Annotated in this window: 21 protein-coding genes and 1 riboswitch; of the genes, 9 read left to right on the top strand and 12 right to left on the bottom strand. The window is 72.8% G+C overall.

All coding sequences use genetic code 11. The features are described 5' to 3' along the window. Positions 1-102: 102 nt before the first annotated feature. The 3 genes from ABTX18_RS26165 to thiO all read right to left on the bottom strand — a co-directional run bounded on the left by ABTX18_RS26165 (position 103) and on the right by thiO (position 2,308). Positions 103-897, bottom strand: a complete 795-nt coding sequence (locus tag ABTX18_RS26165) for a thiazole synthase (protein WP_352125175.1) — start codon at positions 895-897, stop codon at positions 103-105. Positions 898-899: 2 nt separating this feature from the next. After that, positions 900-1,130 (bottom strand): sulfur carrier protein ThiS, encoded by a 231-nt coding sequence (gene thiS / locus ABTX18_RS26160; RefSeq protein WP_352125174.1) that lies wholly within the window; start codon positions 1,128-1,130, stop codon positions 900-902. Beyond that, on the bottom strand, positions 1,127-2,308 hold the full coding sequence (gene thiO, locus ABTX18_RS26155; RefSeq protein WP_352125173.1) for a glycine oxidase ThiO: 1,182 nt from the start codon (positions 2,306-2,308) through the stop codon (positions 1,127-1,129). Before thiO ends, thiS begins: the two co-directional genes overlap by 4 nt. Then, positions 2,306-2,418: riboswitch (TPP riboswitch) on the bottom strand. (Overlaps the previous gene by 3 nt.) 213 nt (positions 2,419-2,631) lie before the next feature. On the opposite strand from thiO, the gene ABTX18_RS26150 reads away from it, so the two are divergent. The 5 genes from ABTX18_RS26150 (at position 2,632) to ABTX18_RS26130 (ending at position 7,128) form a co-directional block, all read left to right on the top strand. Beyond that, positions 2,632-3,804: an NAD(P)/FAD-dependent oxidoreductase gene (locus ABTX18_RS26150; RefSeq protein ID WP_352125214.1), complete on the top strand. Its 1,173-nt coding sequence runs from the start codon at positions 2,632-2,634 to the stop codon at positions 3,802-3,804. 70 nt (positions 3,805-3,874) lie between these two features. Next, entirely contained in the window at positions 3,875-4,240 is a 366-nt protein-coding gene (locus ABTX18_RS26145; RefSeq protein WP_266777768.1) for an Rv2175c family DNA-binding protein, read from the top strand. Positions 4,241-4,413: 173 nt separating this feature from the next. Further along, positions 4,414-5,067: a thiamine phosphate synthase gene (gene thiE, locus ABTX18_RS26140; protein ID WP_352125172.1), complete on the top strand. Its 654-nt coding sequence runs from the start codon at positions 4,414-4,416 to the stop codon at positions 5,065-5,067. 163 nt (positions 5,068-5,230) lie between these two features. Then, positions 5,231-6,148 carry a methylenetetrahydrofolate reductase [NAD(P)H] gene (gene metF / locus ABTX18_RS26135; RefSeq protein ID WP_352125171.1) on the top strand — a complete coding sequence of 306 codons (918 nt, stop codon included), beginning with the start codon at positions 5,231-5,233 and terminating at the stop codon, positions 6,146-6,148. Positions 6,149-6,198: 50 nt separating this feature from the next. Continuing rightward, positions 6,199-7,128, top strand: a complete 930-nt coding sequence (locus ABTX18_RS26130; protein ID WP_352125170.1) for a hypothetical protein — start codon at positions 6,199-6,201, stop codon at positions 7,126-7,128. A 43-nt stretch (positions 7,129-7,171) separates the two neighbouring features. Here ABTX18_RS26130 and ABTX18_RS26125 read toward each other — a convergent pair whose 3' ends face one another. From ABTX18_RS26125 to ABTX18_RS26105, 5 genes are all read right to left on the bottom strand, one after another. Further along, a complete protein-coding gene (locus ABTX18_RS26125) occupies positions 7,172-8,689 on the bottom strand; it encodes a phytoene desaturase family protein (protein ID WP_352125169.1) in 1,518 nt (505 codons plus the stop codon). A gap of 31 nt (positions 8,690-8,720) precedes the next feature. Then, positions 8,721-9,338: a DUF4126 domain-containing protein gene (locus tag ABTX18_RS26120; RefSeq protein WP_352125168.1), complete on the bottom strand. Its 618-nt coding sequence runs from the start codon at positions 9,336-9,338 to the stop codon at positions 8,721-8,723. Between the two features lie 359 nt (positions 9,339-9,697). Next, complete coding sequence (locus ABTX18_RS26115; RefSeq protein ID WP_352125167.1) at positions 9,698-10,309, bottom strand: TetR/AcrR family transcriptional regulator; 612 nt, start codon at positions 10,307-10,309, stop codon at positions 9,698-9,700. A gap of 29 nt (positions 10,310-10,338) precedes the next feature. Further along, complete coding sequence (locus tag ABTX18_RS26110) at positions 10,339-12,426, bottom strand: YhgE/Pip family protein (RefSeq protein WP_352125166.1); 2,088 nt, start codon at positions 12,424-12,426, stop codon at positions 10,339-10,341. Further along, entirely contained in the window at positions 12,398-13,219 is an 822-nt protein-coding gene (locus ABTX18_RS26105; protein WP_503061208.1) for an ATP-binding cassette domain-containing protein, read from the bottom strand. Before ABTX18_RS26105 ends, ABTX18_RS26110 begins: the two co-directional genes overlap by 29 nt. Before the next feature lie 169 nt (positions 13,220-13,388). Here ABTX18_RS26105 and ABTX18_RS26100 point away from each other — a divergent pair, with 169 nt between their 5' ends. The 3 genes from ABTX18_RS26100 (at position 13,389) to ABTX18_RS26090 (ending at position 15,458) form a co-directional block, all read left to right on the top strand. Next, positions 13,389-13,916: an SAV_6107 family HEPN domain-containing protein gene (locus ABTX18_RS26100; protein ID WP_352125165.1), complete on the top strand. Its 528-nt coding sequence runs from the start codon at positions 13,389-13,391 to the stop codon at positions 13,914-13,916. A gap of 100 nt (positions 13,917-14,016) precedes the next feature. After that, positions 14,017-14,775, top strand: a complete 759-nt coding sequence (locus ABTX18_RS26095; RefSeq protein WP_352125164.1) for a class I SAM-dependent methyltransferase — start codon at positions 14,017-14,019, stop codon at positions 14,773-14,775. 284 nt (positions 14,776-15,059) lie between these two features. Continuing rightward, on the top strand, positions 15,060-15,458 hold the full coding sequence (locus ABTX18_RS26090; protein ID WP_352125163.1) for an SCO2097 family morphological protein: 399 nt from the start codon (positions 15,060-15,062) through the stop codon (positions 15,456-15,458). Between the two features lie 305 nt (positions 15,459-15,763). Here ABTX18_RS26090 and ABTX18_RS26085 read toward each other — a convergent pair whose 3' ends face one another. From ABTX18_RS26085 to ABTX18_RS26070, 4 genes are all read right to left on the bottom strand, one after another. After that, positions 15,764-18,175 carry a transglutaminase TgpA family protein gene (locus ABTX18_RS26085; protein WP_352125162.1) on the bottom strand — a complete coding sequence of 804 codons (2,412 nt, stop codon included), beginning with the start codon at positions 18,173-18,175 and terminating at the stop codon, positions 15,764-15,766. Positions 18,176-18,185: 10 nt separating this feature from the next. After that, positions 18,186-19,565 (bottom strand): DUF58 domain-containing protein, encoded by a 1,380-nt coding sequence (locus ABTX18_RS26080; protein ID WP_352125161.1) that lies wholly within the window; start codon positions 19,563-19,565, stop codon positions 18,186-18,188. Beyond that, the gene (locus ABTX18_RS26075; protein ID WP_352125160.1) at positions 19,565-20,614 is read right to left on the bottom strand and encodes an AAA family ATPase; all 1,050 of its coding nucleotides are present in this window, start codon (positions 20,612-20,614) and stop codon (positions 19,565-19,567) included. The genes ABTX18_RS26080 and ABTX18_RS26075 overlap by 1 nt, the downstream gene beginning before the upstream one ends. Positions 20,615-20,894: 280 nt before the next feature. Further along, positions 20,895-21,458 (bottom strand): beta-class carbonic anhydrase, encoded by a 564-nt coding sequence (locus ABTX18_RS26070; RefSeq protein ID WP_352125159.1) that lies wholly within the window; start codon positions 21,456-21,458, stop codon positions 20,895-20,897. Between the two features lie 381 nt (positions 21,459-21,839). Between ABTX18_RS26070 and rsmH the strand changes: the two genes are divergently transcribed. Then, positions 21,840-22,805 carry a 16S rRNA (cytosine(1402)-N(4))-methyltransferase RsmH gene (rsmH, locus tag ABTX18_RS26065; protein ID WP_352125158.1) on the top strand — a complete coding sequence of 322 codons (966 nt, stop codon included), beginning with the start codon at positions 21,840-21,842 and terminating at the stop codon, positions 22,803-22,805. Positions 22,806-22,840 lie beyond the last annotated feature (35 nt).

Here is a 22,840-nt window from a genome sequence, read left to right as displayed (position 1 = left end):
CAGGGACATGCGATCCACGGCCCCGGAAGGGCCGCACCCCGGGGGCCGGGACGCAAGGGCGCGAGGACATGAGATCCGCCTCACGTACGCCCGGCCCCGGGCTCAGAACGCGGGCCGCTCCGGATCCAGCACCGCCCGCCCCGCCAGCGGCGAGGAGGCCTCGGCGAAGTGGCGGCGGGGGATCCGCCCCGCGCGGTACGCGAGCCGCCCGCCCTCCACCGCGTGGCGCATCGCGGCCGCCATCAGCTCGGGTTCCTGGGCCCGGGTCACCGCCGACGCCAGCATCACGGCCGCACATCCCAGCTCCATGGCGAGCGCCGCGTCCGACGCGGTGCCGGCGCCGGCGTCCAGGATCACGGGGACCCGCGCCTGCTCGACGATCAGCTGGAAGTTGTGCGGGTTGCGGATGCCCAGGCCGGAGCCGATGGGGGAGCCGAGCGGCATGATCGCCGCACACCCGACGTCCTGGAGCTTGTGGGCGAGGACCGGATCGTCGTTCGTGTAGGGCAGGACGGTGAAACCGTCGTCCACCAGCGTCTCCGCCGCGTCCAGGAGCTCGATGGGGTCGGGCAGCAGGGTGCGCTCGTCCGCCACCACCTCCAGCTTGACCCAGTCGGTGCCGAGCGCCTCGCGGGCGAGCCGGGCGGTGAGCACGGCCTCGCCCGCCGTGAAGCAGCCCGCGGTGTTCGGCAGCACCCGGATGGAGAGCCGCTCCAGCACGGAGAGCACGGAGCCCTGCACGGTCGGGTCCAGGCGGCGCATCGCCACGGTGGTCAGCTCGGTGCCGGAGGCGGTCAGGGACCGCTCCAGCAGGTCCAGGCTGGGGGCCCCGCCGGTTCCCATGATCAGCCGGGAGCCGAAGACGGTGTCCCCGAGGGTGAAGAGGTCGTCGGACATGGTCAGCCTCCCTGGACCGCGGTGAGGACCTCGACCCGGTCCCCGTCGGTCAGCGTGGCCGCAGGCCACTGGCCGCGCGGGACGACGGTCTCGTTCAGGGCGGCCGCGACGCCCGAGGGCGCACCGGTCAGCGAGGCGACGAGGGCGTCGAGGGTGGTGCCGTCGGCCACGGCGACAGGATCGCCGTTCACGGAGACGGTCACGGAGCCGGGGAGGGGCGCGGGCTCGGTCATGCGGGCTGCTCCTGACGTACGGGGGCGGCGGCGGGGGCGAAACGGCCGGGGGAGAAGGGGCGGGCCACCTCGGGCAGCTCGCCGCCGGCCAGCAGCTGCCCCATGGCGTCCCCGGTTACAGGGGTGAGCAGCACCCCGTTGCGGTGATGGCCGGTGGCGAGGTGGAGGCCGGGCAGCGCGGTGCGGCCGAGCAGGGGGGCGTTGTCGGGGGAGGCGGGGCGCAGGCCGGCGAGGGTCTCGGTGAGCGGCAGCTCGGTGATGCCCGGCACCAGCTCGTGGGCGTCGCGCAGCAGCTCGTACACACCGCCCGCCGTGACGGTGGTGTCCCAGCCCATCTCCTCGCTGGTGGCGCCGACGACCAGTTCGCCGTTCTCGCGCGGTACGAGATAGACGTGGCTGCCCCGGACCACGGCCCGCACGGTGCGGGAGAGGAACGGGGCGTACGCGGCGGGCACGGTCAGCCGCAGCACCTGGCCCTTCACCGGGCGGACCGGGGGCAGCACATGCTCGGGCACCCCGGCGAGCCGGCCGCTGAGGCTGCCGGCGGCGAGCACGACCTGATCGGCGGCCGGCTGCGTACCGTCGGCCAGTACGGCTCCGGTGGCGCGCCCGCCCGTGACCGAGAGCCGCTCGGCCTGTTGGCGGTGGAAGACGACCCCGGCCCGTTCGCACGCCGTCAGCAGTGCGGCGGCCAGCCGTCGCGGATCGACCTGGTGGTCGCCGTCCACCCGCAGTCCGCCCCGGACGCCCGGTGCGAGCATCGGCTCCAGCCGGCGGCACTCCCGGCCCGTGAGCCACTCCGACTCCAGACCGGAGCGGCGGTGCAGGGCATGGAGTTCGCGCAGATGGGCGCGGTCGTCGGCGTCGAGCGCGACGGCCAGGGTGCCGCAGGCGCGGAAGCCGATGTCCTGCCCGCTCGCCGCCTCCAGTTCGGCCGCGAACGCCGGATAGCGCGCGGCGGAGGCGACATTGAGGCCGAGCAGCGTCTCCTCGCCGTAGTGGAGTTCGGTGACGGCGGCCAGCATCCCGGCCGCGACCTGTGCCGCGCCGCCGCCCGGCCCGGGATCGGCGACCGCGGTGGCCAGACCGCGCTGAGCGGCCCGCCAGGCGGTGACCAGGCCGATGATGCCGCCCCCGATGACGAGGACGTCGGACCCGTTCGTACGGTGCGTGCGCATGGGCGTCCAGCCCCTCCCTTCGCCGGCATGACCCGGATCAGGTTCGTACGGTCGGAGGCCGTCCAGCCTCCCTCTCAGCCCGGTGCGTCCGGGCTCCCGCGAGTGATGTGCACGGCCACCCTAGACCGTTGCCCCGAGCCCCGGGCAAGGGAGCCTTCGGTGCGGTGGACGCGGGCGCGGGCGTGGCGATCCGGTGGCGGGGTTGCGGGCACCCATTTCCTGACGCATCGTCAGGTGCTTAAGGTGGATGAGTGGACGAGCAGACCGGACAGCAGCAGACAGAGCGTCGGCACAGCCGCCGCGTCGTGATCGCCGGAGCGGGCATGGCGGGCGTGCAGACCGCCGTGGCCCTGCGCGAACAGGGCTTCACCGGCCCCGTCACGCTGATCGGCGCCGAGCCCCACCAGCCGTACGACCGGCCGCCGCTGTCGAAGGCGGTCCTCCTCGGGAACGCCGAGCACTCGGCCTTCGACATCGACTTCGAGGCGCTTGACCTCACCCTGCGGCTAGGCCTCGACGTGACCGGGCTGCGCGCCGCCGACCACGAACTGGACACCCCGGACGGGCCCGTCCCCTACGACGTCCTGGTCATCGCCACCGGTGCCGAGCCGCTGGTGCTGCCCGGCTCCGAGGGCGTCCCGGGAGTCCATCTCCTGCGGACGCTGGACGACGCCGCCCGGCTGCGCCCGGTCCTCGAACAGCGCCACGACGTCGTGGTCGTCGGCGCGGGCTGGATCGGCGCGGAGTTCGCCACCGCCGCCCGGGCCGCCGGCTGCGCGGTCACGGTCGTCGAGGCCGCGGACCGTCCGCTCGCCGGCGCCCTGCCCGCCGAGGTCGCCGCCCCCATGGCCGGCTGGTACGCCGAGAGCGGCGCCGCACTCCTCACCGGCGCACGGGTCGCCGGCGTCGAACCCGGCCGTGTGGCCCTGGCCGACGGCCGCGCGCTCCCGGCGGACGCGGTCGTCGTCGGCATCGGCGCCCGGCCAGCGACCCGCTGGCTCGCCGGATCGGGAATCGACCTCGGCCCGGACGGGTCGGTCACCGCCGACGCGTCGCTGCGGTCCTCGCTCCCCGATGTGTACGCGGTCGGGGACTGCGCCTCCTTCCCCTCGGCCCGGTACGGCGAACGGCTGCTCGTCCACCACTGGGACAACGCGCTCCAGGGGCCCCGGACCGTCGCCGCCGCCGTCACCGCCCGGGAGGGCGCCGGGCTGACGGTCTACGACCCCGTGCCCTACTTCTGGTCCGAGCAGTTCGGCCGCTTCGTCCAGTACGCGGGCCACCACGCGGCAGCCGACACCCTGGTGTGGCGCGGCGATCCGGCCGAGCCGTCGTGGACGGTGTGCTGGCTGCGCGCCGGGGCGCTCGTCGCCGTACTGGCGGTCGGCCGTCCGCGCGATCTCGCGCAGGGGCGCAAGCTCATCGAATCAGGGGTGGAACTCGCCCCCGAGCGGGTCGCCGACCCTTCCGTGCCCCTGAAATCGGCCACCCCCTGACCGCCTGTCCGGCTCCCGTACGGCCGGGCCCGGGTACCGACTGTCGGTCCGGGATGGCAGGCTTGTCCCTGTGACCGAGATTGACGCAAAGATCGATGCTCTCGTCCCCGCCTGGCTCCACCTGCCCGACATCGCCGAAATGTTCGATGTCGAGGTGACGCGTGTGCGCCAGCTGGTCAAGGAGGGCCAGCTCATCGCCGTACGACGTGGTGAGAACCGGGCGCTCCAGGTGCCTGCCGCCTTCATCGACGGCGACAAGGTGGTCAAGGGCCTCTCGGGGACCCTGACGCTCCTGAGGGACGACGGCTACTCCGACGCGGAGATGCTGGAATGGCTCTTCACGCCCGACCCGAGTCTGCCGGGCACGCCCGCGCAGGCGCTGAGTGAGAATCGCGGCACGGAGGTGAAGCGCCGTGCCCAGGCGCTCGCCGTCTGAGAGGCCGCCCGCCGGCTCTCGCCGCTGAGAGGCCGCCCGACGGTACTCGCCCGAGTGGCTGCCCGCGGGCCTCCGACCGACGCCGCACGGGATCCGGAGCCGCACGCCGCGGCCCGCGTCCCGTGCGGCACCGCCGCACCACCGTCACCGTCTTCCCCGGGGGGAACCGCACCATGTCCACGCCTCACGCGCTGCTGTCCGATGCCCGGCTCTACCTGTGCACGGACGCCCGCCGGCGCCAGGGCGACCTCCCCGCGTTCCTCGACGCGGTTCTCTCCAGCGGCGTGGACATCATCCAGCTGCGCGACAAGGGCATGGAGGCGGCCGAGGAACTCGAACACCTCGCGCTCTTCGCCGACGCCTGCAAGCGCCACGGCAAGCTCCTCGCGGTCAACGACCGGGCCGACGTAGCCCACGCCATCGGCTCCGACGTGCTGCATCTGGGCCAGGGCGACCTGCCCGTCCCGGCCGCCCGCGCGATCATCGGCCCGGACGTGGTCATCGGCCGCTCCACGCACGCCGAGTCCGAGGTCGACGCGGCCGTCGTCGAGCCCGGCGTCGACTACTTCTGCACCGGGCCCTGCTGGCCCACCCCGACGAAGCCCGGCCGTCACGCCCCCGGCCTCGACCTCGTCCGCTACACCGCCTCGCTCGCCCCCGCCCGCCCCTGGTTCGCCATCGGCGGGATCGACGCCGGCAACCTCGACGAGGTGCTGGACGCGGGGGCCCGCCGGATCGTCGTCGTGCGGGCCGTCACCGAGGCCTCCGACCCGGGCGCCGCTGCCGCAGCGCTCGCGGGAAGGATCCGGGACCGCGCCGAGGCGTGACCTGGAGACGGCTTGGCCACAGGCGGGTCCGGGCCGCGACCGAGCCGCGACCGGGCCGGGTTCGGGACGGAAGTGTCCGAGGCGTGGACAAAGAATCGAGCAATTGAGACAAATCTGCCCCCTTCGGTGGGAGAGCCCGCCCCGCCCTGGTTAACCTGCGGGTATGGCTCTCGGTACACCCTCCACCCGGACAGATCACGCGCGCACCGTGCGTGAGATGCTCGCCACCGGCAAGACCTCGTACTCCTTCGAGTTCTGGGCGCCCAAGACCGAGAAGGGCGAGCGCAACCTCTGGAACGCGCTGCGCCGCGTCGAGGCGGTGGGCCCCAGCTTCGTCTCGGTGACATACGGAGCCGGCGGATCCACCCGAGCCGGGACGGTGAAGGCCACCCAGGACATCGCCGCCGAGTCCACGCTCACCCCGGTCGCGCACCTCACGGCGGTCAACCACTCCATCGCCGAACTGCGCAACATGGTGGGCCAGTACGCGGACGCCGGCATCCGGAACATCCTTGCCGTGCGCGGCGACCCGCCGGGCGACCCCATGGGTGAGTGGGTCGAGCACCCGCAGGGTGTGCGGTACGCGGCGGATCTGGTCCGGCTGATCAAGGAATCCGGCGATTTCTGTGTCGGCGTCGCGGCATTCCCCGAACGGCATCCGCGCTCGGCCGACTGGGACGCCGACATCCGGCATTTCGTGGACAAGTGCCGTGCCGGTGCGGACTACGCGATCACGCAGATGTTCTTCGATCCGGAGAGTTATCTGCGGATGCGTGACCGGGTGGTCGCTGCCGGTTGCGAAACCCCCATCATCCCCGAAGTGATGCCCCTGACGAGCGTCCGGCAACTGGAGCGATTCGCGCAGCTCAGCAACGCGACCCTGCCCGAGGACCTGAAAGAACGCATCCTCGCCGCCAAGGACGATGCCGCCGCTGTACGCTCCATTGGCATCGACTTCGCCACGCGGTTCTGCGCGAAGCTGCTTTCCGAGGGTGTCCCCGGGCTGCACTTCATCACGCTGAACAACTCGACGGCGACGCTCGAGATCTACGAGAATCTCGGACTGCACGAGCAGTCGTGACCGGCCGTACCCGCCGCTACCCCGGGCGGTGGCCGTAGAAGGGGGCGGGCATGGGCTGGACGGTGCTCTACATCGCGTTCGGCATCGTTGCGCTGTGGCTGCTCGGTGAGGTGCTGCTGCAGTACAAGGCACGCCTGCGCTGGCGCCTGCTCGCCTTCACCGGCTTCGTCGGTGTCGTCATCGGTGTCCTGATGCCGTCCGTGTTCGTCATCGCCGTCGGCGCAATCGCCTTCGCCACCGGCCAGACGTACGTCACACTCTCCTTCCGCCGCGGCTTCTCGACGGGCTGGGCCATAGGGGGCAGTCCCGGAGCGAGCAGGCGCCGCCGTGGCGGAGCCGACCGGGAGCCCACGCTGCAGGTCTCGGACCTGGAGATGGAGTACGACGCCCAGGCACCGGCACAGCCGGAGGCCGCACCGCACGCCGAGCCGACCGCTGTCTACGCCCCCGAACCGCTGCCGGACGACACCGGGCAGTACGGCGTCTACACGGAACCCGGCCGGCAGGAGCAGCCCCAGGAGCCGCAGTACGCCGCCTACGACCCGTACACCGACTACTCCGCGTACCCGGCGCAGGGCCAGGACGCGTACGGCGGTCAGGACAGCTACGGCGGTCAGGACACGTACAGCGGTCAGGACACCTACGCGGGCGCCGGTCAGTACGACTACGGCACGGGCCAGCAGCAGTACGCCGCGTACTCCGACCCGTACATCGGCACCACGTCGAGCACCCCGCAGTACAGCACGTACGGAAATGACGGAACCGGCGACAGTTACGACAGCTATGGCGGCGGCCGGCAGTTCGCCGACCCGTACGCCCAGCCCCAGGCGTACTCCTCCGAGACTCCGCCGGGCGGCGTGTGGGTGCCGCAGCAGCGCGAGGGCGAGCAGTACCCGCCGGTGCCTCCGGAGCAGCCCGCCCAGCCGGCGCCGTACCCGAACGGCTACGACGCGGGCTACAACGAGCAGTACCGCTACTGAGACCGGGGCGGGTTCGCCGGTGACCCGGTCCCGCCCGCGGTTGTCACTGCGATCCGCGGAACCCGTCTCCCTCGACGATCAGCCCGGCGACCAGCGCCCCTGACATTCCCGCGTGCGCCGGACCGCCGCCCGGATGCGACCAGCCGCCCGCCAGATACAGCCCCGGCAGCCGGGTGCGATTGCCCGCGTGGAGCCAGCCGCCCCCGGCGCCCGCCAGCGCGGGCGCGGGAACCGCGCCGCCCGGCGCACCGGTCTCGGCGGCGGACTCCGCGGGCGTCCGTACCTCCGCGTGCAGTATCCGGTCCCGCAGGCCCGGCAGGGCCACGCCCGTGGTGTCGATGAGGGTGTCCGCGTACCGCGCCCGCAGCGCCTCGTCCGTCCAGTCCACCGGGCCGTGCGGGGCGACGGTCGCCGTCAGCGTCACCGCCTCGTGGGCATCGTCGGGGCGGGTCGACGGGTCGTCGGGGCGCAGCACCGTCACCGTGGGGTGCGTGGCGAGCCGGCCGCCGAACACCGCCTCCCGCTCGGCCGGCCCGTCCGCCGGATGCACCAGCGTCCGGTGCGCGGCATCCGCGGGCCGGGCGCCGCGCAGCGACAGCAGGACCAGGAACCGGCCCGTCGGGGCGGAGCCCTCCGGCCGGGGCTGGACCGTCACGTCACCGTCCTGCCAGAGCTCCTGAGCGGGCATCAGGCCCGGATGCGGATGGGCCCCCAGCACCACGTGAGCCGCCTCCGCGACCGTGCCGTCCGCCAGCTCCACGCCTGCAGCCCGGCCGTCCTTCTCCAGGACCCGGGCCACGTCCGCGCCGAAGACGAACTCCACCTTCCGCGCCAGGCACCGCTCGTACACCGCCTGCGCCAGCGCTCGCATGCCACCGGAGACGTACCAGCTGCCGAACGTCTCCTCCATGTACGGCAACAGGGCCGTGCTCGCCGGGGCGCGCAGCGGATCGAGGCCGTACGACAGCGCGTACCCGTCCAGCAGGGCGGCCAGCCGGGGGTCCGCCAGCTCCCAGGCGCCGATCTCGCTCACCGTGCCGGCCCGCCGAGCGGGGCGCAGCAGCCGTCGCCGCACGGACGCCGGATAGGGATCGCGGGTCAGGACCTGCCAGTCGGGGCGCAGGGGCTCCTCCAGCAGCGGCCGCCGGGACCGGTCCCACGCCTCCCGGGCCCGGTCGAGGAACGCCCCCCAGTTCGCGCCCGCGCCGCCGCCGAGCGCGGCGTCCAGGGCCGCGACGACACCGGCCCGCGAGGCGTTCGGCAGGGACACGTCGGTGCCGTCCGCGAAGAGGTGACGGCTCGCCGGGTCGACCTGGGTGAGGGTGACGCACCGCTCCAGCGGTTCCTTGCCGGTCTTCACGAACAGATCGCGGTAGACGGCGGGCAGATGGAGGAGGCCGGGGCCGGTGTCGAAGGCGAAGCCGCCCCGGGCATGGCGGCCTACCGAGCCGCCGAACGTATCCGACCGTTCGTACACCGTCACCCGGTGGCCCGCCACAGCCAGCCGGGCCGCCGCCGACATCGCGCCCAACCCGGCGCCGATCACCGCAATACGTGCCATGCCAGCGACCTTAACCGGCGTTGCGGACAACTCACCCGTCAGGCCATGAGGAAGCCGAGCCGGCCAGGCGTTTCTCCTCGCGGCGCTGTGCCCTGCGGCGCAGGAACCGGCGGATCCGGGAGGCCAGGAAGACCAGTATCACCAGGCCGAGCAGCAGCAGCGTCGCGGCGATGCCCGCCGCGATCCACGGATGGAATATGGCGAAGGTGACGACTCCGGCGACGCCCAGGTCCTCGGCGATGCTCACCGCGATGTTGCTGAAGGGTTCGGGGGAGGTGTTGACCGCCATCCTGGTGCCGGCCTTCACCAGATGGCTCATCAGTGCCGTGGATCCGCCGATGGCCCCCGCGGCGAGTTCGGGCAGCGAGCCGCTCTCGCCGGCCAGCAGCGCCGCTACGACCGCTCCGGCGACCGGCCTGATGACGGTGTGGGCCGTGTCCCAGACCGAGTCCACGTACGGGATCTTGTCCGCCACGACCTCGCACAGGAAGAGCACACCGGCCACGACGAGGACATCGGTGCGCTGCAGCGAGGCGGGCACCTCGTCCGTGACACCGGTCGCGCCGAAGATGCCGAGGAGGAGGACCACCGCGTAGGCGTTGATCCCGCTTGCCCAGCCACTTGTGAACACCAGGGGGAGTACGGACACGGGGGTGATCGTAACCAGGCGGCATACCGGTGCGGGAGGGAGCGGGTGCCCAGGTCTGAGTACCCGTACCCAGGGCGTGAGATGAGTAGGCGCACGGATGGGCCGCGACCTGCGGGAACGGCAGAGTGGGGACCACGGAAGGGGCGCTGCGCCGGTACCGCCGGCACGGGGCGGCGGAGCAGGCGCGGCACTCTTTTCCGAACGGGGGTGCGCGGCGGAGGACTCGGGACCACGGGGGACGACGGGGTCACGGGGGAAGGTTCTCCGGCAGCACGGAAGGCGCCGGTCAGGCGAGGCTCGGGGGGATCGAGCCCCGTCGGACCGGCGCTTTCATGTGTGCGACGGGGCCCGGGCCGGGGTCAGCGGCCGCTGACCCGTCCGTGCAGCAGCAGGGACAGCGCGGAGTGCACGTCGTCGATCGACCGCTCCGGCTGGAACGCCTGCCAGTCCAGCGCCGCCACCAGCACCATGCCGACCAGGGCCGCCGCCGTCAGCGGGATGTCGATCTCCTCGCTGAGCTCGCCGCCCGCGACGCCCTCCTTGAGGACGCCCTCGACCACGGCGACGGCCTCCTGACGCACCACCAGCAGGGTGCCCTGCCAGGCGCGGTTGGTGCGCCAGAGCTCGGCCACGTACAGCTGGGTGAAGGCCGGGTAGCGGTCGATGAAGACCAGACCGGCCCGGATCATGGCGTCCAGCGCCTCGACCCGGCTGCCGCCGCGCGCGTCGGTCTCCTCCGCCGCCGAGCGGAGCGAGGAGGTGAGGAGCCCGACACCGTGGCGCAACAGTTCCTCGAAGAGCTCGCTCTTGCTCTTGAAGTTGTAGTACACCGTGCCCTTGGCGACCCCGGCCCGCTCGGCGATCTCATCCACCGTGGTCGCAGAGAACCCCTTCTCGGCGATGAGGGTCACGGCCGCTTCGTAGAGCTTCTGCCGGGTGGCCTGACGGCGTGTGGCGCTACTGCTTTCCATGCCCCTGATTCTCACAGGTCCAGGAGCGCTCACAGACTCAGCTCCGGATGCAGCCGGTCCAGGGTCCACACCTGCTTGCGGCGTGCGGACAGCGCGGTCAGCGCGAGCGCCCCGGCGGTGAAGGCCACCAGCACCGCACAGGCCTGCCAGACCGGGCCGAGTCCACCGCCCGTGATCAGCCGGCGCAGGCCCTCGACGATGTAGCTCATCGGCAGGTAGGGATGGATCGCGTTGAAGAAGCCCGGACTCGTCTGTACGGGATACGTGCCGCCGGCCGAGGTCAGCTGGAGCATCAGCACCGCGAGGACGAGAATGCGGCCCGCCGCTCCGAAGCGGGCGTTCAGCCACTGCACGATCGCGCCGAAACAGCAGGTGACCAGGGCGAGGAAGCCGATGGTCCCGGCGGCCCGGGCCATCTGCAGCCCGAGCCCCCAGTGCAGTACGGACATCAGCGCGGCCACCTGGAGCAGACCGATCGCGGCCACCGGCAGCCAGCCCGCGAAGGCGATCCGCCAGGCCGGCGCCCCGGCGGCCAGGGCACGCCGGTTGAGCGGCTGGATCAGCATGTACGCGACCATCGCGCCGACCCACAGGGAGAGCGGGATGAAGTAGGGGGCGAAGCCGGTGCCGTAGTTGGGGGCCGCGTGCAGCGACTGGGAGGCCAGCTGTACGGGGTCGGCCATGACACCCGTACGGGCGTCGCGGTCCTTCTTGTCGTAGTCCGGGATCTTGCCGGTCCCGTCCTCGAGTCCCTTGGCGAGCGTGGCCGATCCGTCGCCGAGCCGGATCATGCCGCTGTCCAGGCGCGTCGCGCCCTTCTTGAGGTCGCCGACTCCGGTGTTCAGCTCGGCGGAGCCCGACCTGGCCGTGGCCAGGCCGCTGTGCAGCCGGTCCGCTCCCTTGGCGACCTTGTGGGCGCCGGTGTTGAGCGCGTTGACCTTCTTGACGGCGCTCTCCAGGTCCTCGTCCAGATGGGGCGAGCGCGCGGCGAGGGCGTCAGCCTGCTTCTGCAGCGTGGCCAGTTGGCTCCGGAGCTTCTTGAGGTCCCCGTTCTGGTTTCTGACCAGGACGTTCACGTCGTCGGCCACGGCGGCGACGTCGGCCGCCGCCGTCACGGCCCGCTTCAGCGGCGCGCAGACGCCGGGATCGGGGAGCGGCTGCTCCTCGCACCGGGTGCGGTGGATCGCGGTGAGGTCGTCGGAGGCTGTGTGGGCGGCCGTGGCGGCGGTGGGCGCCGCCTTCACCAGCAGGTCCAGGTTGTCCCGGACGGTCCGCGAGGAGTCGGCGACGAGCCGGGCTGTGTCGCCGATCGCCTTGCCGTTGTCCTTCAGGAACGGGCGGACGTCGGCGGCCACCCCGTTGACCTTGTCGGCGAGGAGCTGGGTGCCGTCCGCGACCTGGCGCGAGCCGGTCTCCAGGTCGCCCGCGCCCTTGTCCAGCTTGACGATGCCGGTGGCGAGGCTGCTGCTGCCGGCCTTCGCGTCCTTCAGGCCGTCCGCGAGGTCCTTCGAGCCCTTCTTCGCCTTGCCGATCCCGCCCTGGAGGTCGGCGGCGCCCTTGGCCGCCTTGGCCGTCGCGTCGTGGAGATCGGAGAAGTTGATGAAGATCCGGTCGAGGAAGCCCCGGGAGGCGTTGGCCGACGCGGCGGTGCGGACCTCGGAGAACACCGTGCGGGAGATCTGGCCGACGATGTAGTTGTTCGCGTCGTTGGTGCGCACCTGGAGCGCGCTCGTCTCGGGGGCGTCACCGGCGCTGGACGCGATGCGCCTGCTGAAGTCCGCGGGCATGGTCAGCGAGAGGTAGTACGTACCGTCCTCGACGCCCTGGCCGGCCTCGGCGGCACTCACCTCGTGCCACTCGAAGACCTTGGAGTCGAGGAGCTTGCCGGTGATCTCGTCCCCGGCCGCGATGCGCTTGCCGGCCGCGGTGGCGCCCTGGTCGTCGTTGACCAGCGCGACCGGGATGCGGTCCAGGCGTCCGTAGGGGTCCCAGAAGGACCACAGGTACAGGGCGCCGTAGAGCAGGGGCAGCAGCAGGAGCGCGGCGAGCGCGGCGCGCGGCAGCCTTCCCCTGCCGAAGCGCCGGAGCTCAAGCGCGGCCAGTCTCGGCGAACGCATCGGCCGTCCCTTCCTCGTGTTCGGGGGCCGCGGGCTCCACGGCGTCGTCGCGGCCTGTGATGTCCGTGCCGCCGGGGATCGTCTCCCCGGTGCGCACGGTGACGGCGTCCTCGGGGGCCTCGCTGCACACGGCCAGTACGGTCGTGCCGTCGGCGGCGAGCACACGCAGCAGCTCCCAGGCATCGGCGCGTTCGGCGTCGGAGAGCTTGAGGTCGGCGTCGTCCACCGCGAGCAGCCGTGGCCGGCCGATCATCGCGAGGGCGACGGAGAGCCGCAGCGCCTCCAGCCGCTCCAGATCCCGTACGGAGGTCCGCTCGCCCTTGGGCAGGGTGGCGGGGTCGAGCCCGGCCGCCTCCAGGGCGGTGTCGATCCGGGCCCTGGCCGTGGCGACGCGCTCGCGGTGCGGCCGCAGCAGGGCGCGCGGCGAGCCGTCGAAGCGGCGCTGCAGCAGGGCGCGTTCGCGCAGGTGCTCGGCGACCGTGAACGCCGGGTCGAGCTCGCTGACCCCGGGCACCGGGCCCAGGGCCGCGATGCGGCGTACGGCGGCGGCCCGGCGCGGGAGGCGCCGGCCGGCGGTCGCGGCATCACCTTCGGTGGGGCGCATCCGGCCGGTGAGGGCGAGCAGCAGGCAGGTGCGGCCCGAGCCGGACGGGCCCTCGATCGCGATCAGGGACCCGGGTGCGGCGTTGAACGTCACGCCCCGGAACGCCCAGCCGCGCGGCCCCTTGAGGCCGAGGCCGTCGGCCGTGACGGCTGCTCCGTGCGGGCCGGCCGGACTGTCCACGCTGTCCACAGACCTCCCCTTCCTGCTTCTGTACTGACTGGTCAGTGCAAAAAGATAGCCCGAACGGGCGGTCGAAGCAAAAGGCCTGGTCAGAGGGGGATCGAGGGGAATTGTCAGTGGGGGCCGTCACGATGGATACAGACGGCCACGAAGCCGTTACGAGACAGGAGGTTCTGTCATGGCCCACTCGTCCGCAGCAGCCGCCCCGCGACGCCGCGCAGACGGCCCTGCCCCCTCACCGACCGGTCCGGCGCACGACGTCCACCCCGTACTCCGGCGCACCACGGCGCCGCCGGCCGCTCTCGATCTCCTCGCCCAGGCCCGCGCCGGCCTGGAAGAGGCGGCTGTTCTCGATGTGCCGAACGAGCGCTATGCCACCGCCCATCTCGCCGCGCTGCGCACCGCGGCCGCGGTGCTCGCCGTCCGCGGGCGCCCCGAGACCTCCCGGCGGCGCCGCGAGCGGATCCGCAGCGCCTGGGAGGTCCTGCCGGAAATCGCCCCCGAGCTCACCGAGTGGAGCGCGCTGTTCGCCTCCGGCGCCCGCCGCCGGGCCCGGGCGGAGGCGGGCATACCCGGCGCGGCGGGCCGGCGCGACGCGGACGACCTGCTGCGCGACGCGGCGATGTTCCTTCGCCTGGTGGAGCGGCTCCTGGTCCTTCAGCCGGTCCTCCCGCTACCCCGCGCGGAACGGCCCGATGCGGGATGAGGGCGACGGCGGCGCGAGGCAATAGGGTGGTCGGGACCTATCACCTGCGCCGTTCACGCTCCGCCCGCAGAGGCGGCACCGTGCCGAGGAGTCAACTGCCGTGTCGGACCAGCTGCGCCCCCGCGCCTCCCTCCGTACCGCCGTGGTCTGGGAGGTCCTCAAGGATGCTCTCGACCGCCAGGTCAAGGCGACCGGCAGGGACGCCCTGGACGTACTGGACACCGGCGGCGGTACGGGCAACTTCGCCGTGCCCGTCGCCCGCCTGGGTCACCGGGTCACCGTGGTCGACCCCAGCCCCAACGCCCTGTTCGCCCTGGAGCGCCGTGCCGCCGAGGCCGGGGTGGCCGACCGGGTCAACGGGGTCCAGGGCGACATCCTGGGCCTGTTCGACGTGGTCGAACGCGGTGGCTACGACGCGGTGCTCTGCCACGGAGTCCTGGAGTACGTGGACGATCCCGCCGATGGCGTGCGGCACGCGGTGGACGCGCTCCGCCCGGCCGGTGCGCTCAGCCTGCTCGCCGCCGGGCTCGGCGGCGCCGTCCTGGCCCGGGCGCTCGCCGGCCACTTCACCGAGGCCCGCCACGTGCTCGGCGACCCGGCCGGCCGCTGGGGAGAGGGCGACCCGGTGCCCCGGCGGTACACGGCGGAGCAGCTCACCGGGCTCGTCGAGGGCGCGGACGTCGAGGTGGGCGCGGTCCACGGTGTACGCGTCTTCGCCGACCTGGTGCCCGGCGTCCTCGTGGACACCGAACCCGGCGCGATGGAGGCCCTGCTCAAGCTGGAGGCGGCTGCAGCCGAGCTGCCCGCGTTCCACTCGGTGGCGACCCAGTTGCACGTTCTGGGCACCAGGCGGCCCTGAGCCACCGGCCGGATCGCGACGGCAGCGTGGCTGATCAGCAACGCAGCTGCAGACGGAGTACGCCCCAGCAGCCCCGATCGGGGCCTCGGCCCCGTATGATCGGGGGACACCATCCGGCATGACGGATCGGAGGTTGGGGAATCAACGCCTCAGCAGCTGAGCCGTCGTGGCGGCCCGGACTGGCTGATTGGCAATGAGGGCGGGTTTCACGGGGGCGATTCCCTGCCTATCCTGGAAGGGCCGCAAACCGGCCGCCCCCCGCGGCCGACGACGAGGAGGACTCCGTGCCGCTCTCGGAGCACGAGCAGCGAATGCTCGAGCAAATGGAGCGAGCGCTGTACGCCGAAGATCCCAAGTTCGCGACAGCGCTCGAGGGAAGTGGGCTGCGTACATATACCCGGCGACGGGTCTACCAGGCAGTTGCTGGCTTCCTGGTGGGAATCGCGCTCCTCATGGCCGGAATGGTCGCCCAGCAGATCTGGATCGGCGTGGTGGGGTTCCTCGTCATGCTGGGCTGTGCGGTGCTCGCGGTGACGGGTTGGCGCAAGGCGCCGAAACCGGGCGAGCAGCAGGCGGTCCGCGCCGGTAGTGCGGAGCCGCGGCGACAGCCCAAACAGCGCCGGTCCGTGATGAACCGGATCGAACAGCGGTGGCAGCGCCGCCGTGATGAGCAGGGCCAGTAGCGCTCGAAACACTTTTGGGTGAGGGGCGGTCGCATTTCTGCGGCCGCCCCTCACGCGTGTCCTGGCCCGGCGACGCTCCGCCCAGGGGCCGGCATTCCCCGGCCCGCCTTGCCCCGCCCCGGGAGAGCCCGTTGCGCACGGGGAGCCTCTCCTGCGCGCAGGACCGTCCGCCCAGGGAAAGCCTCTTCTGCGCGCAGGCCCGATTGCCGGGCGGGCCCGCGGTTACCCCCGGGCGGGCCTTCCCTCCGCTCCGGGGGAAGGCCCGCCCAGGGTTGCCCGTCAGCCCCGCCGTGCAGGGCGTCCCGTCAGCCCTGCTGGCGGGACGGGCGGCGCAGCCACGCCGGTCGCTGCGGTGTCCGCCACCGGCCGGTCAGAGCCGCCCGGCGCTCCGATGCCGCCCACACCACCTGTACGGCCGATCGCGGCGCCACCACCGCGCGGAACCGGGCGAACCGGTCGGCGGAGGCCCGGAGGGCCGCCCGTACCGTCTGAGCGTCGTCCACGAGCCCGGACACCGGCCTCGGCTCCGGCGCGTAGAGCACCTGCTCCACCGCGCCCGCCACCCGGTGCACCGCCTCGGCCGCCTCCGTATCCAGCTCTCCCACCCGCACCACCCGGGCCGCCGCTTTCCTCGGGGTCAGCGACTCGTCCGGCTCGATGCCGTGGTCCCACGCGGTGTCGATGATCTCCTGCCAGGCAGCCAGCGTGCGCGCGGTCGCGTCCGCGGAGGTGCGGCCGGTGGAGGAGCCCAGCCGCCGGGAGCGTACCCGCATGCGCCAGAACATGGGCAGCAGCGGGAGCAGCAGGACGAGCACGGCCACCAGGACGACTCCGAGCACGGTGCCCGCCGGCGTCCCCGTGTCCGCGGAGGCCGCGGCATCCGGAAGCGCCGAGCTGCCGCACTCGCCCTGCCGGCGCATCTGCGCCGGGCAGCTGTCCGACGCGGACGGCGCCACCGGCACCGCTGCGGAGGCCGCGGCCTCCGGCTGCGCGGGATCGGCGGAGTCGCCGGAAGGCGCGTCGGGCAGGGTGTACGAGGGCGCGGAACCACGCGTCGGGGTGGGCTCGAAGCGGGTCCAGCCCACGCCCTCGAAGTACAGCTCCGGCCAGGCATGCGCATCGCGCAGACCGACCGACACCGAACCGTCCGACTGTGCCGTGCCGGGTGTGAAGCCCACGGCGACCCGGGCCGGGATGCCCAGCGTCCGGGCCATCGCGGCCATCGTGAAGGAGAAGTGGACGCAGAAGCCCCGCCTGTTCGTCAGGAACCGGCCGATCGCCGCGCTGCCGGTTCCCGAGCTCACCGAGGTGTCATACGTGAAGCCGCCCTCGGCAGCGAAGTAGTTCTGCAGTTTGACCGCCCGCTCGTATGCGTTCGACGAGCCCCGTGTCACTCCTTCGGCCGTCTCCCTGACCACCTTGGGCAGCGAGCCGGGCACCTGGGTGTACTCGCGGAGCAGCGCCGCCGGAGCCGTGCCCGCGCGCGCCAGCTGGGCGGCCGTCGGCTGCACGACCAGGCTGGAGACCCCGTACTGCGCACCGCCGGTGGTCTCCCCGTCGTCCCCGACGAGGGTGCGGCCCTCGGGCTCGAACCGCCAGCGCCCGTCGACCCTCACCTCGGTCGCCGGGTAGGGGAGCGGCAGGTAGGTCTGCCGGTACGAGGCGGACGCGGAGATGTTCGTACTGATCTCCGTCACGGCGACGTCCGGCGACAGACCGGGCGGGTTCGGGAGCCGCTTCGGTACGTCCTCCAGCCGGCGGGTCGAGGCACGCCACTCGTTCCCGTTGAACTGGTCCAGGGCCAGAATGCGGAGGTAGAGGTCCTGCGCACCGGTGGCGTTGGTGCGGTACGACATCACCTCCCGGTTCTCCGGCTGGTTGAGGTTGTTCTGGAGCGAGACCAGCGGGTTCACGGCGGAGATGGTGCCGCCACCGGACCCCTTGCCGTTGCCGCCCCCCGTACCGGCCAGCAGTCCGCTGTCGAGCGCGGGCAGAGCCGCGGGCACGACCAGTGCGACCCCCAGGGCCAGCGCGCCGATGCGCCGTCCGGTGCGCACCGGGGCGAGCGCCCCGCCGCCCGGGGCGCCGATGCCGGAGGACGGACCGCCCCGGGGCCCCGCGGCCCCGGCGAAGACGCGCCCCCACTGGGAGAGCCGGTCACGCCCCTCGGCCAGCAGGAGGAGCAGATAGCCACAGGCGGCCAGCAGGAACCACAGCCAGTCGGCGCCGCCGTCGGAGAGACCGGCCGCGACGGAGTAGAGGGCCAGCAGGGGCAGCCCGGCCGGCGCGGCGCTGCGGAACGTGACCGCCAGCGCGTCCACCGCGAGCCCTATCAGCAGGACCCCGCCCACCAGCATCAGCCGGATGCCGTCCGTGTCCGGAGCCGGGATCGCGTACTGCCCCACATCGTCCGCGCCCGCCGTCAGCAGGTCCGCGAGCCGCCGCACCGACTGCGGCCCCGGCAGGAAACCCGCCAGCGCCTGCTCCCGGGCGAACGTCGCGGTCAGCAGCACCACCAGGACCAACGCCTGCGTGGCGACGGTCACCAGCCGGGGCAGCGGCACCCGCCGGCCGAGCGCGCCCACACCGCACTGCAAGGCCAGCAGGAACGAGGCCTGCAGGATCCAGGTGAAGGGGTCGACCAGCGGCAGCATCGAACAAGCCGCCATCAGCGTCGCCGCATAGGCGCACAGCGCCAGCCGACCACGACCGCTCATGACCGTCCCCTCATGACCAACCACCGGAGAATCCCGTCGTCCCGCCTGTTGTGCCGCCCACCGCGGCGGACTGCGTCAGCGAACCCTGATGGCTCGCCTGCTGCCACAGCCGGGCCAGATCCGTGCCGGGCCGGACCGGCACCGCGGTCCACCCCGCCTCGCGCAGCAGCTGGAGCCGCCGCTCGCAGGCCGCGTCGGAGGCGGGCGCCTGGCCGTGCACCCAGGCGGCGCTGTCCAGGACGAAGGCGACCGCCCCGCCGCTGCGCTGCCGCATCCGGGCCGCCACCGCGGCCTGCTCGTCGTCCAGCTCGCCGAGGAAGGCGATCAGCAGGCCCTCGTTGCCGCCGCGGAGCACGTCGTACGCGCGGGCGAGAGTGCCGCCGTCCGAGTGGTCGACCACGGCGAGGGTGTCCATCATCAGCCCGGCCGACTCCGCCGAGTCCTGGGTGGAGCCGGCGAAACCGCCCTCGCCCGGCACCGACGTGCCGTCGTCGGTCAGCAGCCGGACCGCGAAGCCCCGCTCCAGCATGTGCACCAGCGCGGACGCGGCGCCGGACACGGCCCACTCGAACGCCGAGTCGGGCCCCGTGCCCTGGTAGCCGGTCCGGCGGGTGTCCAGCAGCACCGTGCACCTGGCGCGCTGCGGCTGCTCCTCGCGGCGCACCATCAGTTCGCCGTAGCGCGCGGTCGAGCGCCAGTGGACACGGCGCAGATCGTCGCCGTGCCGGTAACCGCGCGGGATGACGTCGTCCTCACCCGCCAGTGCGAGCGACCGCTGCCGGCCCTCGCCGTAACCGGTGGCCTCGCCGGCCAGCCGGACGGGGGGCAGCGGTTCGGTCCGCGGGATGACGACGAGCGTGTCGTACGCGCTGAACGAACGCGTCAGTTCGCACATCCCGAAGGGATCGCTCAGCCGCAGCTGAAGGGGACCGAGCGGATAGCGACCGCGCAGGTCCGACCGCACACGGTAGGACACCTCGCGCCGGCCGCCCGCCTCCACCCGGTCCAGGACGAACCGGGGCCTCGGCCCCAGCACGTACGGCACCCGGTCCTGGAGCATGAGCAGGCCGGTCGGCAGCCGCGAGACGTTGTCCATCCGCAGGTGGACCCGCGCCTCGGTGCCCGCGGGCACCCGGGACGGCGAGAGCCGCCGGGTCCCGGCGACCCGGTAGCGGGTCCGGAAGAGGACCGTCACACAGACCAGCGGCAGCACGGCGAGCAGCAGGCCGACCCGCAGCAGGTCCCCCTGGCCCAGCACATAGGCGCAGACCGCGGCGGCCACACCGGCCGCCAGGAAGGACCGTCCGCGCGTGGTCAGGCCGCCCAGGGCGGCCCGCAGACCGCCCTTGTCGTCCCGGTCGTCCATGGCGGGCGGCCCCCCGGCGGCCATCAGAGCCGCCGTGTGCCGGGCTGCTGCCGGCCGCCGTACACAGCGCCCGGCTGGTGCTGGGGCGCCGGGACGGCGGCGCCGCCCGACGCCGTCGGCACGGGGGTCTGCGAGAGGATCTCCAGCACCACCTGTTCGGCGGTGCGGCGGTTGAGCTGCGCCTGCGCGGTGGGCAGCAGCCGGTGAGCGAGCACGGCGACGGCGAGGGCCTGCACATCGTCCGGCAGGCAGTAGTCCCGGCCGCTCAGCGCGGCGGAGGCCTTGGCGGCGCGCAACAGGTGCAGCGTCGCACGCGGCGAGGCGCCGAGCCGGAGATCGGGGTGGTTGCGGGTGGCCCCGACGAGCTGCACCGCGTACCTCCGGACGGCCTCGGCGACATGGACCGCGCGCACCGCGTCGATCAGCTTGACGATGTCGTGGGCGTGCGCCACCGGCTGGAGGTCGTCGAGCGGGGAGACACCGCCGTGCACGTCGAGCATCTGCAGCTCGGCCTCCGCGCTGGGATAGCCGATCGAGACCCTGGCCATGAACCGGTCGCGCTGGGCCTCGGGCAGCGGATACGTGCCCTCCATCTCCACCGGGTTCTGGGTGGCCACGACCATGAAGGGGTCGGGCAGCTCGTAACTGTGCCCGTCGATGGTGACCTGGCGCTCCTCCATCGACTCCAGGAGCGCGGACTGCGTCTTGGGCGAGGCCCGGTTGATCTCGTCGCCGATGACGATCTGGGCGAAGATCGCGCCCGGTTTGAACTCGAACTCGCGGCGCTGCTGATCGAAGATGGACACGCCGGTGATGTCCGAGGGCAGCAGGTCCGGTGTGAACTGGATGCGTCGCACCGAACAGTCGATGGACCGTGCCAGCGCCTTGGCCAGCATGGTCTTGCCGACTCCGGGGACGTCCTCGATCAGGAGATGGCCCTCCGCGAGCAGCACGGTCAGCGAAAGGCGTACGACCTCGGGCTTGCCCTCGATCACACCTTCCACCGACCTGCGTACGCGCTCCGCTGTGGTGGTCAGATCTGTGAGGCTCGCTCGATCGTCATAGGTCGTCACCCGGCCCTCCTCGGCCCTGCCCCACGCTCCTCAGGAGCACAGGAATCCCCAGTCACGGGCCGGCGCCCTTGTGCGGCCCGGCCCACCCCGAAATACGGACACCGCGCCGGACGGGGTCCGGCGGGGTGTCACACCCGCATTCTTGTTGCCGTTACCGCTTCGTGTCACTCGCCTGTGGATAACCGGGGTCGATATGCCGGGTTGAGGAGGATTCTTCCTGCCGGAATGTGTCCGTCCGGCGTGCCCTCGCGTGAGGAAAGGCCAGGAAGGACCAGGCGGGTCAGACAGCCGGGAGGATCTCGCGCAGCAGACCCGTGGTCACGTCGAAGACGAAACCGCGCACGTCGTCGGTGTGCAGCAGGAACGGGGAGGTGCGGACCCGCTGCATCGACTGCCGCACGTCCTGGTCCGCGTCGCTGTAGGCCTCCACCGCCCAGGCCGGCCGCTGGCCGACCTCCATCTCCAGTTCCCGGCGGAACTCCTCGGTGATCGACTCCATGCCGCAGTTGGTGTGGTGGATCAGCACCACGCTGCGCGTGCCCAGCGCCCGCTGGCTGATCGACAGGGAGCGGATCACGTCGTCGGTGACCACGCCGCCCGCGTTGCGGATGGTGTGGCAGTCGCCGAGCGCCAGACCGAGCGCCTTGTGAAGGTCGAGGCGGGCGTCCATGCAGGCGACGACGGCGACGCGCAGCACGGGCTTCGCGTCCATCCCGGGATCGCTGAACTCGGAGGCGTACGCGATGTTCGCCTCGACCAGGCGGTCGGTGACGGTGCCGCCGGTGCGGGCCTGGCCGGCGGTGGGAGCGGAGGGCTCGGCAGGGGAGTGCGCGAAAGTCGACATGGAACAAGACGTTAGCTCTCGCGGGCCGAACCGGTGTGGTGTCGAAGCGGACAAAGAACGTCAACGGCGCTTGTTGTGAGGTAACCCACAAGCCTCACAGTCGGTCACCCGGCCGAGTGAACAACGCGAGGGCCGACGCGCTGTCGGGTTGATTGATCGGGAATCGATCGAATGGCAGGGTGGACTAAAGTGACGGGAAGTTACCGACACCCTGCACATTCCGACGTTTTCCCCGTGTGCGCGGCGTACGTACGGCCCGGCCCTCTCCCGCTCGCCGGTCGGCTGACGCCCCTTCCCCGGCGCCGGCGGACCTCCCCTTCGCGAGCGGGCGGGGACCAGGCCGTACGTGCAGCGCCCCGGGACCTGAGCCTGAGAGGGCGCATGAGCCAGACCCGACACGTCCCGGTGATGCTCCAGCGGTGCCTGGACCTGTTGGCCCCGGCTCTGGACGCCTCCGGCCCGCAGCCGCCCGTGGTCGTCGACTGCACCCTGGGCCTCGGCGGGCACAGCGAGGCCCTGCTCTCCGCCTTCCCCGCCGCGCGGCTGATCGCGCTCGACCGGGACAAGGAGGCGCTGCGGCTCTCCGGCGAGCGGCTCGCCCCGTACGGCGACCGTGCCACGCTGGTGCACGCCGTCTACGACGAACTGCCCGAGGTGCTCGCCCGGCTGGGCGTCCCCAAGGTCCAGGGCATCCTGTTCGACCTGGGCGTCTCCTCCATGCAGCTGGACGAGGCCGACCGCGGATTCGCGTACGCCCAGGACGCCCCGCTCGACATGCGCATGGACCAGACGACCGGCATCGGCGCGGCCGAGGTGCTCAACACCTACCCGCCGGGAGAGCTGGTCAGGATCCTGCGCGCGTACGGCGAGGAGAAGCAGGCCAAGCGGATCGTCTCCGCCGTCGTGCGCGAACGGGAGAAGGAACCCTTCACCAACAGCGCCCGGCTCGTCGAGCTGATCCGTGACTCGCTGCCGCAGGCCGCCAAGCGCACCGGCGGCAACCCGGCCAAGCGCACCTTCCAGGCGCTGCGCATCGAGGTGAACGGCGAACTCACCGTGCTGGAGCGGGCGATCCCGGCGGCGGTGGCGAGCCTCGCCGTCGGCGGGCGCATCGCCGTCCTCTCGTACCACTCGCTGGAGGACCGCCTGGTCAAGCAGGTGTTCGCGGCGGGCGCCGCCAACACCGCGCCGCCCGGCCTGCCGGTCGTCCCCGAGCGCTACCAGCCGCGGCTCAAGCTGCTGACGCGCGGCGCCGAACTGCCGACCGAGGAGGAGGTCGCCGAGAACCGGCGAGCCGCCCCCGCCCGGCTGCGCGGAGCCCAGCGGATCCGCGAGGAGGAGCGATGAGCAGCCGGCGCCCGGAGACCTCGCGGACGCGGCCC

The organism is Streptomyces sp. NPDC096323 (assembly GCF_040302845.1).
GTDB lineage: Bacteria > Actinomycetota > Actinomycetes > Streptomycetales > Streptomycetaceae > Streptomyces.
The sequence above is the reverse complement of the archived record's forward strand: the minus strand, read 5'-3'. Positions and strand labels throughout refer to the sequence as shown.